Raw genomic sequence first — 12,595 nt, 5'->3', positions numbered from 1 at the left:
TATGAAAATAAAGAGATTTGAGTTTAATATGTTCCCGGAGAACTGTTATGTGCTTTGGGACGAAACCAATGAAGCGGTCGTCATTGACCCGGGCTGTTTTTATGAAGAAGAAAAGCAGGCCTTGAAAAACTTCATCATCAAGAATGGGCTGAATGTGAAACATCTGCTGAATACCCATCTGCATCTGGACCATATCTTCGGCAATCCTTTCATGCTGAAAGAGTTCGGTCTGAAGGCCGAAGCCAACCAGGCCGATGAGTTCTGGATTGACGAAGCGCCGAAACAAAGCCGCATGTTCGGCTTCCAACTGCAGGAAGCCCCCGTGCCCCTGGGCACTTATCTGCACGATGGAGACATCATCACCTTCGGCAATACGGAACTGGAAGCCATCCATGTGCCGGGACACTCGCCGGGCAGCCTGGTGTACTATTGCGCGGCAGACCACTGCATGTTCTCGGGGGATGTGCTGTTTCAAGGCAGCATCGGCCGTGCCGACCTTGCCGGCGGCAACTTCGACGAACTGATAGAGCATATTTGCAGCCGTCTGTTCATCCTGCCCAACGACACGATTGTCTATCCCGGACACGGAGCACCGACTACCATAGGAATAGAAAAAGCGGAGAATCCGTTCTTCCGGTAAATATACAGCAAACTTTTAAATCATTACAGCCATGAAAAACGACCTATTGGCCTACCGCCACATCGGCATCAGCGAAAAAGACGAGGAGAAGATGCTCCAAAAAATAGGAGTGAAAAGCCTGGACGAGCTGATTGATAAAACCATTCCTGCCAACATCCGCCTGAAAGAACCGCTGGCTCTGCCCAAGACAATGACGGAGTATGAATTCGGACAGCACATTGCAGGACTGGCTGCCAAAAACAAACTTTACACAACCTATATCGGTATGGGATGGTACAATACCATCACTCCTGCCGTTATCCAACGGAATGTATTCGAGAACCCCGTTTGGTACACTTCCTATACCCCCTATCAGACCGAAGTCTCACAAGGACGCCTGGAAGCCCTGATGAACTTCCAGACTGCCGTATGCGACCTCACCGGCATGCCCCTTGCCAACTGCTCCCTGCTGGACGAAGCGACTGCCGCAGCCGAAGCCGTGACGATGATGTACGCCCTGCGTCCGCGCGACATGCAGAAATCGGGTGCCAACGTGGTATTTGTAGACGAAGCCGTCTTCCCGCAGACACTGGCGGTAATGGCTACCCGCGCCATTCCGCAAGGTATCGAGCTGCGTATAGGAAAATACCATGAAATGGAATTCACGCCGGACATCTTCGCCTGCGTACTGCAATATCCCAACGCCGCCGGCAACGTGGAAGATTATCGCGCCTTCGTGGAAAAAGCCCATGCGGCCAACTGCAAAGTGGCCGTTGCCGCCGACATTCTGAGCCTCGCCCTGCTCACCCCTCCGGGAGAATGGGGAGCTGACATCGTCTTCGGAACCACACAACGGCTCGGTACCCCGATGTTCTACGGTGGGCCGTCGGCAGCCTACTTTGCCACCCGCGACGAGTACAAGCGCAATATGCCGGGACGCATCATCGGCTGGTCGAAAGACAAATACGGCAAGCTGTGCTACCGCATGGCGCTGCAAACCCGCGAGCAACATATCAAGCGTGAAAAGGCGACTTCCAACATCTGTACCGCGCAGGCACTGCTGGCCACGATGGCTGGCTTCTATGCCGTATATCATGGTCCGGAAGGCATCCGCACCATTGCAGAACGCATCCACAGCATTGCCGTATTTCTGGAAGAAAGTATCAACAGACTGGGGTACAAGCAGGTCAATGCACAATATTTCGACACGCTCCGCTTTGCACTGCCCGACACCATTTCGGCACAGCAGATACGTACCATCGCCTTGAGCAAGGAAGTGAACCTGCGTTATTTCAAGAATGGGGACGTAGGTATGAGCATCGATGAGACTACGGACATCACTGCCGTCAACGTACTGCTCTCCATCTTTGCCATTGCCGCCGGAAGGGATTGGGAAAAGGCAAGCGACGTACCCATGGCAAGCAGCATCAGCGCGGAGATGAAACGCCAAAGCACCTATCTGACACATGAAGTATTCAACAAATACCATACGGAAACGGAGATGATGCGCTACATCAAGCGTCTCGACCGCAAGGACATCTCACTGGCACACTCCATGATTTCCCTCGGCTCGTGCACCATGAAGCTGAACGCTGCCGCAGAGATGCTGCCGCTCAGCCGTCCGGAATTCATGAACATGCATCCCCTGGTGCCCGAGGACCAGGCCGAAGGTTACCGCGAACTGATAAGCAACCTCAGTGAAGAGCTGAAGATAATTACCGGCTTTGCCGGTGTCAGCCTGCAACCCAACTCCGGTGCGGCAGGCGAATATGCAGGACTCCGCGTCATCCGCGCCTATCTGGAAAGTATAGGACAAGGGCACCGCAATAAAATACTGATACCTGCATCCGCACACGGCACCAACCCGGCATCTGCCATCCAGGCAGGCTTTACCACCGTGACCTGCGCCTGCGACGCACAAGGCAATGTGGATATGGCCGACCTGCGCGCCAAAGCGGAAGAAAACAAGGCGGACCTCGCCGCCCTAATGATCACCTACCCTTCCACACACGGTATCTTTGAAACGGAAATTGTGGAAATCTGCCACATCATACACGCCTGCGGTGCGCAGGTATATATGGACGGCGCCAATATGAATGCCCAAGTAGGCTTGACGAATCCCGGCTTTATCGGTGCGGATGTCTGCCATTTGAATCTGCACAAAACGTTCGCCTCTCCTCACGGTGGCGGCGGACCGGGCGTAGGTCCCATCTGCGTGGCAGAGCATCTGGTTCCGTTCCTTCCGGGACACAAATTGTTCGGCAATGCCGCCAACCAGGTGTCCGGAGCTCCTTTCGGCAGTGCAGGTATCCTCCCCATTACTTACGGCTATATCCGCATGATGGGAACAGAAGGGCTGACACGGGCCACAAAGATAGCCATCCTCAGCGCCAACTACCTGGCAGCCTGCCTCAAGGATACATACGGCATCGTTTACCGCGGTGCTACCGGCTTCGTAGGACACGAAATGATATTGGAATGCCGTAAGGTGCACGAAGAGACGGGCATCAGCGAAAACGACATCGCCAAGCGCCTGATGGATTATGGATATCATGCCCCTACCCTCTCCTTCCCGGTACACGGCACACTGATGATTGAACCGACGGAGAGCGAAAGCCTTGCCGAACTCGACAACTTTGTCCACGTGATGCTGACCATTTGGGACGAGATTCAAGAGGTGAAGAACGGCGAAGTCGACAAGACGGACAACGTGCTGGTGAATGCCCCGCATCCCGAATACGAAGTGGTAGCCGACACATGGGAGCACAGTTATACCCGCCAAAAGGCAGCCTACCCGATAGAAAGCGTGCGCGAAAACAAGTTCTGGGTGAACGTGGCACGCGTAGACAACACGTTGGGAGACCGTAAACTGTTGCCCACATGCTATGGATGCTTCGACTGATGAAAAGAAAGCGTAACGGACTATTTTATAGTAAAAAAGAAGAAACCATCAATTCCATCTCCCATGGCATCGGCATTGCCATGGGAGTAATTGTAAGTGCACTATTCCTGATAAAATGCTACCAGGCACAGAACCTTTGGGCAGCATGCGGCGTATGGCTCTATCTGTTCGGCATGGGCGGCTCCTATCTTGCCTCCACACTCTACCACTCCCTGAAACATCATAATCCGTGGAAACGGCGCTTGCGGCATTGGGACCATGCGGCCATCTATTGGCACATTGCAGGCAGTTACTCCCCCATCACGCTCATTGCATTGAGAGAGGACGGCGGTTGGGGATGGGAACTTTTCGGCTTCGTCTGGCTATGCGCCATCATCGGCACTGTTGTCAGCTTCCGCAAGATGGAGGAGCACAGTTACGTGGAAACAGTGTGTTACATCCTGATGGGACTGTCCGTACTGGTAGTATTCAAGCAGCTTTTCGCCCTCTCCCCTACAGCCTGCTACTGGATTATTGCCGAAGGAGTATGCTACATCACGGGAGCTGCTTTCTACTCCTTGCGCAAGGCACGGTACATGCATTCGGTTTTCCATTTCTTTGTATTGGGCGGTTCAGCCTGCCACATGGTGGCTGTATGGGACATACTGGTGAAGATGCTGTAAGCAAACGGCAAGCGCACAACAGCTAAAAGAAGTTAATAAGTATCTCTCCCCCTTGCTTTTCTCCATAACTTACCCTACGTTTGCAGTGTTGTACATCAGTGCAACACTAATAAAATTATGATAACGATAGAGAATACGAGCTACGGTTACAAGTCCAATCCACTTATTTTCAACAACATATCTTTGGAAATAGGAAACGGCATATATGGACTTCTGGGAGAAAACGGCGTAGGCAAAACGACGCTGATGCATCTCATCTGCGGACTACTCTTCCCCAAAAACGGAAAGTGCAGCATAGACGGAAGAAACACGGCGGAGAGACAGCCCGAAGGGTTGAACCGTTACTTCTTCCTGCCCGAAGAGATGCAGATGCCAACCGAGAGTATCGTCAGCTTCGCTGCACGCCATTCCGTATTCTATCCACATTTCAATCAGGAAGAATTCGAGCTGAACCTGGAAGAGCTGAAAATCAACCGGAAACAAAAACTCTCTTCCGTCTCCTACGGACAACAGAAGAAGGCAATGCTGGCATACGCCTTTGCCCTGCATACTCCATACATCCTGCTCGACGAACCGACAAACGGGCTGGACATCACCTCCCGCCAAGCCTTGAAACGTATCATCAGCCGCAGCATGGACGATGAAAGCACGCTGCTCATCTCCACCCATCAGGCGCACGACTTCGAGAATCTGCTGGACCATCTCGTCATCCTTGGCAAAGGCGAAATATTACTGAACCGTTCGCTGGACGAAATCAGTAACCGGCTTCTCTTTGCCCGTACGGACATCCTGCCGGCAGAAAGAATTTACAGCGAAGAGAATCTATCGGGTTATTTCTCCATCATTCCCAACGAGGACGGAGAAGAGAACACACCGGACATCGAGCTGCTGTATAAAGCGGTGCTGCAACAACCGGAAAAGATACAGAGCATGTTTCAATGAAAATCCATCATACAAACAGAACAATGAACGCAACTTTTAATCTGAAACGCTTCCTGCTACTGGAACAATATAAAAGGAATGAGACCGGCAGGCACCTGCTTTGGTCAGCAGCCGTCGTATCGTTCATCTGCATCCTGTGCATTCTCTACGACATAAACCGCGGTGGAAGTTACTACGGCAAACATACCTCTGCCACCGAATTCTCCCGCTACGTACTATGGTTTATCCTCATGGCCCCCTGCCTGCTGGAAACAAAATTCAGCAAACGCAGCTCCACTCTCGATATACTGCTGCCGGCATCGGCATTCGAGAAGTTCCTGCATGTCTGGATAAAATACCTGCTGCTGCTTCCCCTATTCTGCAGCCTGCTGATAGCCTGCCTCAAAGGTCTGCTGTCCTTAAGCGGCAGCGAGTTCCTGCAGTATTTTGCAACGCACATCACGATGTTCCGGATACACAACACCCAGATACTGACCTATGTAATCCTGCATGCTTCCGCCTTCATCGGATACTTCGCCTTCAGCCGGCAAATCCTGCTGAAAAGCTTCACCATCTTTGTAGGCTCCATTGCCGTCTGCATAGGAATTGTAACTTTTGTGGCCTCCCTCATGCCCGAAGCCAGAGCGGACGGATATTGGATGGATAACATTGCCACATGGCCCCACACCAACTATCCGTTGTCGGCCGGTGCACAAGCCATCGTGACTTTCTGCAATTATGCGGCTCCCATCAGTGTGCTGCTCGGTTCATGGGTATCGAGCTACTTCCTGCTCAAAGAAAAACAACTGTAGCCTATGGACTTCAAGACCAACAAGCCGATATACCAGCAGATTGTAGACTTCTGTTTCAGCAAGATTCTCACCCGCGAATGGCGGGCGGAAGAGCGGGTGGTATCCGTGAGGGAGCTCTCCACACAACTGGCAGTGAACTCGCGCACCGTGCTGAAGGCCTATGAATACCTCCAGACGGAGGACATCATCTACCCGGAACGGGGAATGGGGTTCTACCTCTCCAAAGATGCGGTGAAGAAAGTGATGCGAATACAGAAGAAAGAGTTTTTTGACAACCAGCTTGCCGACATGTTCCGCAGCATGGAGCTACTCGGCATCAGTATAGAAGAAATAACAGAACGATATAACAAACTTAAAAAAGACGGTTCATGAAGAGATACGCAAAGACTGCATTATGGATTACCTTCGGACTCCTCTTCGGACTTACGATTGTCAAAGTTTCGACACTGATGTACGAGATTTATTCCTTCATGCATTCCTAACTTTCATCGGACAGACGAGGAAAGTATAAACAACTGATATACAAGCTTCAGCATCTTCCCTTAGCGGGAAGAGTGACTTTTACATCCCTATCCAACAGTAACAGACTAATACAAACGATTATGAAAACCAAACTTTTTTTACTATTGCTTGCCCTCTCCGTACTCCGTACGCAGGCACAGAGCCTCTCCATCAAAGGACGCGTCACGGACGCCTCGCAAGAAGCAGTTATAGCCGCCAATGTGTCATTATGGACCATAGACTCTACTTTGGTGACCGGAGTAACCTCGGATGCACAAGGCAAGTTCGCCCTCCCTAAAATCAAGGCAGGCGACTACCGCCTTTCCATCTCCTTCATCGGCCTCCAAAGTGAAAACATACTGCTGAAACTGAATAAAAGCCTCGACCTGGGCGATGTACAGTTGCAGGAAGATGCCGTGAGCCTCGGTGAAGTGACGGTATCTGCCAGCAATGTGCTGCAGCGGGTAGACCGGCAAATCATCCTGCCTTCCGAAAGCCAGCTCAAACGCTCGTTCGGTGCCTACGACCTGCTGAACAATCTCGGCATTGCCCGTCTGCAAGTGGACAATCTGAGCAACAGCATGAGCGTCAGCGGTGGCGGGGCCGTACAAACCCGTATCAACGGCATTAAAGTGACAGACAAGGAGATAGCGGCCGTCAGAGCCAAAGACGTACTGCGTGTGGAGTTCATCGAAGACCCCGGCAAGCAGTACGGAGACGATGAGCTGGGCGCCGTAGTCAACATTATCCTGCGCCGCCGCGAAACGGGCGGTGTTGTGAACTTCCAACTCTCCGATTCGCCCCACACCCTATGGGGAGAGAATTTCCTGAGCGCGAAGTTCAATTACAAGAACTCCGAATGGGGCATCGACTACTTCAACAAGAACGGCAAGTATCACAGCCGCCTCGAATCCCACGAAACCTTCTATCTGGGCGACCGCACCATCGACCGCATCAAGGAAGGCATCGAAGACGAGTCGCCCTCTCTGAGCTTCATCAACAACCTGAATCTGACGTACAATCTGACGAAAGCGGACAAATATGTATTCAATGCCATCTTCCGTAACAACCTCAGCAATGCCCCCTACCAGAATGAACTGAACAAGATGTGGGCAGTGGGCAGCACGGAGTCCATCTATTCGTACGTCAACAACCACACATCCAGCTACTCTCCGGCGCTCGACCTTTACTTCCAGCATACCCTGCCCCATCAGCAGAGCATCCAGGTGAATGTAACGGGAACGCTCATCCATACCAAGAACAACCGGAAATACAAGGAGTACAAAGACGAGAACGCACCGCTGGCGGACATCCAGACATTGGTGGACGGTGACAAGCGCTCCGTCATTGGCGAAGCCATCTATGAAAAGAACTTCAAGGAGGTGAAGCTGAGCGGCGGTGCCCGCCACTATCAGATGCGGACAGAGAATGAGTATAAAGGTTCCAACCCTACCACTTCGAAGATGGACCAGTCGCAGACATCCGCTTTCTTCGAGGTGCAGGGCAAGGTAAAGGACTTCAGCTATGCGGGCAGTGTAGGAATGACACGTGCCTGGTTCAAGGAAAGTGAGGAAGACCATGCTTACTATACCTTCACGCCCACCGTGCGGTTGAGCTATAATCTGAAGAAGGCGGGATTCCTGCGCTACCGGTTCAACATCAGTCCTGCCATACCGTCGCTCGGCTCGCTGACTGATGTGGAGCAGGCGATGGACACGATACAGATAGTCCGCGGAAACCCGTTGCTGAAAACGTATCAACAGTTCACGAACTCCTTGTCTTACAGCTATTCGAAGAAGCAGTTCAATGCCAATCTGAGCGTGCGCCACCAGTATTATGACAATCCCATCATGGAAAGCATCTTCGTGGAGGACGGCAAACTGATACTGAAGGATGAAAACCAGCGGTCGTTCCAAAGCCTGAATACGGAACTGATGGCCGGCATAAATGGCGCTACACTGTTCGGACTGAAAGATTTCCTGACGCTTTATGCTTCGGGAGGATATACGCGCAGTTGGTCGGAAGGCCTGAACTATAGCCATATGTACGATGAATTCTATTACAGCGTGATGGCGCAAGTGCAATATAAAGGCCTCTCGCTGCTCGGGCAGTTCCGGAAAGTGCAGAACAATTTCTTCGGCGAAACCATTAAAAAGAACGAAAACCAGACGGCATTCATGGCAATGTACACCCGGCAGAACCTTCAGGCGGGAATCGGTATTATGTTTCCCTTCACCAATAATTATAAAGTGGGAAAAGAAAGAATCAGCAAAGTGGCTCCTTTCCGTTCCGAGACATTCGTCAGGGAGACGGGACAGATGGTCGTGCTGCGCGTGGGTTATACATTCGAGTTCGGACGCAAGCACAAGGCAGGCAACAAGGGGCTGAACAACAGTGATACGGACAGCGGCATCATCAATATGCAGCGATAACCCATTTCCTCTGTGAAGAGGAAGCCCAACGGAGAGTGGCGGAATTATACGTTATTTTGCTTCATGTATGATTAATTACCTGACCGTCACCTCTCCTGCGGGTATCTCTGTTTAGCGGATGATGGTCACCGTACCTTCCTTCACCTTTTTCTCCTTCACCGGAGCATCGGCGGGAGCATATCCCAGGGCTGCGCAGCCATATACCTTATGGCTCTCGGGTACACCCAGCTTTGTCAAGAAAGCGCGGACATCGGGGTCGTCGCAGGTCTGCCCCAACTGGTTAATCCAGCAGGAACCGATGCCGAGGGACTTGGCTGCAAGGAAAATGTTCTCCAAGGCGCAAGCGCAATCCATAGCAGCCCACCATTGGGTAGGCTCGTTGGAGACAATGACCAGCGTGGGGGCATGATAGTAGCAGCAATAAGTCTGGCTATGTCCACGTTCCCGTGTATGAGGGTCGTCACTCTTGGCAAAGGCGCCTTTGATTTTATCATTCAACTCTTTCAGTACTTCCTTATTCTGAATGGCAGTGAAGTGCCACGTCTCCAAATGCATACCGTTGGGGGCATAAGTAGCCGCCTCAAGGATAAGATTCAAATCTTCTGCGGAAACCTGCTGTTCCATATAGGCACGGACGCTACGGCGTGCCTTGATAGTTTGTAATGTCTCGTTCATTTGTTTAATTGAGAATTGATAGTTGATTATTGATAATGCAAATCGGTGCGTATTCAGTAGGGCTGTTTCATCGTTTCACCAGTCCAATCTTCACATTCAGCTTGAAGTACCAGACGCCGTTCTCGCGCTCCAAGAAGCCGTATTTATCTTTCTCTACGGCACCTTTCTCCAAACGCGTGTTCTGATAAAGGAAGTCTGCAAAGACCTGCGGACGGGATTTGTGGTAGCAGAGTATCTGCCCGTTGCCGTCCGTCAGGAAGATGCCTTCGACGGCAGAGTCCGTACCGTTATAAATTTTGGCAGGGCGCATGCCGAGGGCAAGCGCCAGCAAGAACTGCTTCATCTTGAACTCGTAGAAGCGGTGCTTGTTTATCAACTCGTCCTTTATCTTCAGCGGATTCATCTCCTTGATGCGCTCCGTCAATTCGCTGATGCGGGTGATGCCGTCCAAGTGCATCAAGCGCACCATCTCGGCAAGCATGCGGGGGAAGTGGAGGTCTATCATCAGCAGGTTGCAGCGGAACACGCGGTCGGCAACGTCGGCATACTTCAGCACGCCGCCCAGTCGCTCAATCATCATCATGCGTTCTGCTACTTCCGTAGAAGATTCCGGCAGGGCATTCACCTTGTTCACCGTGGGCACGGCAAACTTGACACCGCTTTGCTCCAGCTTCAGATTCGCCGTGCGCCCTCCGTCCAGCAACGGATTCATCGGGGTAAGACGACAACGGACATTGAAGCCCGTCAGAGGTGCTTCGGGATGCCAGAAGGCAACGGAAAAGTCGGTACGGTCTTCCGTCTTGGACTCCAGGTCATATATGTTGGCAGCATCCAAGAAAGCTTCCAGCCCTTCGGACACTTCCACTTCCTCGCCCGAAACATTCTTCAACAGATGCAGAATCAACTCTGCCGCATCACCAAAGTCTTCGCGGGGGAAACGCAGCTCCTCTTTCTCGCCCGGAACAAACGAACCGTCCTTCCCGGTAGTTCCGCTGACAATGCGCACTTCCTGCTCTTCGATATAGTAACGGCGCGTACCGTCATGCTCTTCCCTCTGTATCAAGGCAACGGGCCAGCGCAGGGTTTCGTCTTTTTCAGCTTTCGGTGTGCCCGGTGACACGGCTCCATCCGCCAGCAGGCGAAAGAAGGTGTAGAGCTCGCCCAGTTCTCTTTTTGTTGCACTAAATGCCATAAATTTTCTTTTGTTTAAAGGAGGGAGTCAGCCTTTCATAAGGAGTGATGCCGTTTCCGCAAAGAAAACAGTCTGTTCCGAAGGACAAAACAACTTGTTCCGTTAAAGGAAACGAACAACTTCCCTATTGAAAGGGGCTCTTATCCCATTTGTTGTATTATTCAAACCTCAATGTTTCTACTTTCTCCAACCGTGCCCGCAACTTCGGCATCATGGACTGGCGGATACGGAGCGTCATGCGGCAGTCCATATCGTACGACTGTTCCTGAATTTCCGGCTCTTCTTCCTTCACTACCCGCATCACATCGTTCATGAAAGGATATTCGAAAAGGAAGGTAACCGTCTCATCCACGGTCTTTTCAATAACGGTGGCGGCAGCAATGGCTTCGGCGGCAGCAGCCTTATAAGCTACAATCAGTCCACTCGTACCCAACTTGATACCGCCAAAGTAGCGCACTACGATGACGAGAATATCCGTCAGTTCGTTGGAATTGATTTGTCCCAGAATCGGTTTGCCTGCCGTGCCCGAAGGCTCACCGTTGTCGTTGGCACGGAAGTCCTTCCGCTCATGCCCCAGCATATAGGCGTAGCACACGTGGCGGGCGTCGTAGTATTTCTTCTGGTAAGTTTCCAGATGCGCCTTCACCTCCTCTACTGTACGCACCGGCAGGGCGATGGCAATGAACTTGCTGCGCTTTTCAGTGTAAATGCCCTCGGAAGGGGCAACGATGGTTTTATACGTATCTTCGCTCATGCTGCAAAGATAATGCAAACCGAAGAGAGAACTTTCATGCTTGCATGAAAAAAGTTATGTTGAAGTGCAGCTTATCTAAAGATAATGCAAAATCAAAAGCAGAAGAAATAAGCAAGCTGATTTCTGCCGAAAAGAGTTATCTTTGTACGAAGAATCAGATTTATAATCAAACAGAAAAAATGACAGACGGAATCAAGACATTGCACTATTCGGACCTCTTCCTGGCAATGTATTTCGAGGGAGGGAGAAGCTGCACGCACCGGAATCATTCGCACGTGCTGGTATATATGTACTCCGGTGAAATGGTTATCGATGAAAGAGGCAAAATCACTCGGCTGCATAAAGGAGACTGTGCCTTTATCCGTAAGGACTTTAGTGTGCAAATGACCAAACAAGCCTGGAATGGAGAGCAGTTCAAAGCCATTTTCCTGATGTTCACTCCCAAATTCCTGCGTGACTTTTACAGCAGGCTGAACCGGGACATCCTGCCTAAAGATGCCAAACGAGATAAAATAAGCTTGTACAAGCTACCTTCCAACCGCCCCGACATTGTAAGTCTGTTCGAATCCATGACACCCTATTTCGATTCGAGCATCCACCCGACTGAGGAGTTGCTGCAACTGAAAAGGATGGAGGGGATATACGTGTTGCTCAATACGAGTAAAAACCTGTATGCTTCCGTTTTTGATTTTGCAGACCCGTGGAAAATAGACATATTGGACTTTCTGGAACACAATTACATGAACGACATATCCATGGAAGAAATGGCCAATTATACCGGCCGCAGCCTATCCACGTTTAAACGCGATTTCAAAAAATGCAGCACACTCTCCCCACGGGAATGGCTGATACAGCGCCGTCTCGAAGCCGCCCGTGAGCTGATACGGAAAGGAGGGCGCAAAGTATCGGAAATCTGTTTTGAAGTAGGTTTCAAGAACCTCTCCCATTTCTCGAAAGCTTATAAAGCCACCTACGGTATTCCTCCGACAGAAGACATACAGCAGGAAGTGAGTCTCACATAGATTGCGGAACTTTTTCTATCCGTGGACTGCACGGCAAAGCATATTGAACCGTACAACAAAGCCATTGTAGCATAGCCTCCTTACATTTGTACCCGAAAAATGA

11 protein-coding genes are annotated in these 12,595 nt (G+C 51.1%); 8 read left to right on the top strand and 3 right to left on the bottom strand.

Annotated elements, in window-relative coordinates; translation table 11 throughout:
- The first annotated feature begins 1 nt into the window (after window position 1).
- From DW096_RS00245 to DW096_RS00215, 7 genes are all read left to right on the top strand, one after another.
- Window positions 2-640 (top strand): MBL fold metallo-hydrolase, encoded by a 639-nt coding sequence (locus DW096_RS00245; protein WP_005828155.1) that lies wholly within the window; start codon window positions 2-4, stop codon window positions 638-640.
- Window positions 641-671: 31 nt separating this feature from the next.
- Window positions 672-3,521: an aminomethyl-transferring glycine dehydrogenase gene (gene gcvP, locus DW096_RS00240; protein ID WP_120028618.1), complete on the top strand. Its 2,850-nt coding sequence runs from the start codon at window positions 672-674 to the stop codon at window positions 3,519-3,521.
- A complete protein-coding gene (locus tag DW096_RS00235) occupies window positions 3,521-4,183 on the top strand; it encodes a hemolysin III family protein (protein ID WP_005828151.1) in 663 nt (220 codons plus the stop codon). Before gcvP ends, DW096_RS00235 begins: the two co-directional genes overlap by 1 nt.
- Before the next feature lie 117 nt (window positions 4,184-4,300).
- Window positions 4,301-5,125, top strand: coding sequence for an ABC transporter ATP-binding protein (locus DW096_RS00230; RefSeq protein WP_118930838.1), 825 nt, complete (start codon window positions 4,301-4,303; stop codon window positions 5,123-5,125).
- Window positions 5,122-5,916, top strand: a complete 795-nt coding sequence (locus DW096_RS00225; protein WP_117589081.1) for a hypothetical protein — start codon at window positions 5,122-5,124, stop codon at window positions 5,914-5,916. The genes DW096_RS00230 and DW096_RS00225 overlap by 4 nt, the downstream gene beginning before the upstream one ends.
- 3 nt (window positions 5,917-5,919) lie before the next feature.
- Window positions 5,920-6,288 carry a GntR family transcriptional regulator gene (locus DW096_RS00220; protein ID WP_009036896.1) on the top strand — a complete coding sequence of 123 codons (369 nt, stop codon included), beginning with the start codon at window positions 5,920-5,922 and terminating at the stop codon, window positions 6,286-6,288.
- A 230-nt stretch (window positions 6,289-6,518) separates the two neighbouring features.
- Entirely contained in the window at window positions 6,519-8,849 is a 2,331-nt protein-coding gene (locus DW096_RS00215) for a TonB-dependent receptor (RefSeq protein ID WP_120028617.1), read from the top strand.
- Window positions 8,850-8,960: 111 nt separating this feature from the next.
- Here DW096_RS00215 and DW096_RS00210 read toward each other — a convergent pair whose 3' ends face one another.
- The 3 genes from DW096_RS00210 to DW096_RS00200 form a co-directional block, all read right to left on the bottom strand.
- Window positions 8,961-9,524 (bottom strand): nitroreductase, encoded by a 564-nt coding sequence (locus DW096_RS00210; protein WP_009036894.1) that lies wholly within the window; start codon window positions 9,522-9,524, stop codon window positions 8,961-8,963.
- Between the two features lie 67 nt (window positions 9,525-9,591).
- On the bottom strand, window positions 9,592-10,716 hold the full coding sequence (locus DW096_RS00205; protein WP_118930839.1) for an HpaII family restriction endonuclease: 1,125 nt from the start codon (window positions 10,714-10,716) through the stop codon (window positions 9,592-9,594).
- Between the two features lie 157 nt (window positions 10,717-10,873).
- Window positions 10,874-11,470 carry a YigZ family protein gene (locus DW096_RS00200; RefSeq protein ID WP_118930840.1) on the bottom strand — a complete coding sequence of 199 codons (597 nt, stop codon included), beginning with the start codon at window positions 11,468-11,470 and terminating at the stop codon, window positions 10,874-10,876.
- Between the two features lie 179 nt (window positions 11,471-11,649).
- On the opposite strand from DW096_RS00200, the gene DW096_RS00195 reads away from it, so the two are divergent.
- Window positions 11,650-12,492, top strand: a complete 843-nt coding sequence (locus DW096_RS00195; protein WP_035449226.1) for an AraC family transcriptional regulator — start codon at window positions 11,650-11,652, stop codon at window positions 12,490-12,492.
- Window positions 12,493-12,595 lie beyond the last annotated feature (103 nt).

Origin of the sequence: Bacteroides sp. AM07-18 (genome assembly GCF_003602695.1) — a bacterium.
Lineage (GTDB): Bacteria > Bacteroidota > Bacteroidia > Bacteroidales > Bacteroidaceae > Bacteroides > Bacteroides uniformis.
The sequence above is the reverse complement of the archived record's forward strand: the minus strand, read 5'-3'. Positions and strand labels throughout refer to the sequence as shown.

What these genes read in the sequence shown, in the direction of transcription:
- DW096_RS00245 (WP_005828155.1), top strand. Translation starts at nt 2, where the DNA reads ATGAAAATAAAGAGATTTGAGTTTAATATGTTCCCGGAGAACTGTTAT.
- gcvP (WP_120028618.1), top strand. Translation starts at nt 672, where the DNA reads ATGAAAAACGACCTATTGGCCTACCGCCACATCGGCATCAGCGAAAAA.
- DW096_RS00235 (WP_005828151.1), top strand. Translation starts at nt 3,521, where the DNA reads ATGAAAAGAAAGCGTAACGGACTATTTTATAGTAAAAAAGAAGAAACC.
- DW096_RS00230 (WP_118930838.1), top strand. Translation starts at nt 4,301, where the DNA reads ATGATAACGATAGAGAATACGAGCTACGGTTACAAGTCCAATCCACTT.
- DW096_RS00225 (WP_117589081.1), top strand. Translation starts at nt 5,122, where the DNA reads ATGAAAATCCATCATACAAACAGAACAATGAACGCAACTTTTAATCTG.
- DW096_RS00220 (WP_009036896.1), top strand. Translation starts at nt 5,920, where the DNA reads ATGGACTTCAAGACCAACAAGCCGATATACCAGCAGATTGTAGACTTC.
- DW096_RS00215 (WP_120028617.1), top strand. Translation starts at nt 6,519, where the DNA reads ATGAAAACCAAACTTTTTTTACTATTGCTTGCCCTCTCCGTACTCCGT.
- DW096_RS00210 (WP_009036894.1), bottom strand. Translation starts at nt 9,524, where the DNA reads ATGAACGAGACATTACAAACTATCAAGGCACGCCGTAGCGTCCGTGCC.
- DW096_RS00205 (WP_118930839.1), bottom strand. Translation starts at nt 10,716, where the DNA reads ATGGCATTTAGTGCAACAAAAAGAGAACTGGGCGAGCTCTACACCTTC.
- DW096_RS00200 (WP_118930840.1), bottom strand. Translation starts at nt 11,470, where the DNA reads ATGAGCGAAGATACGTATAAAACCATCGTTGCCCCTTCCGAGGGCATT.
- DW096_RS00195 (WP_035449226.1), top strand. Translation starts at nt 11,650, where the DNA reads ATGACAGACGGAATCAAGACATTGCACTATTCGGACCTCTTCCTGGCA.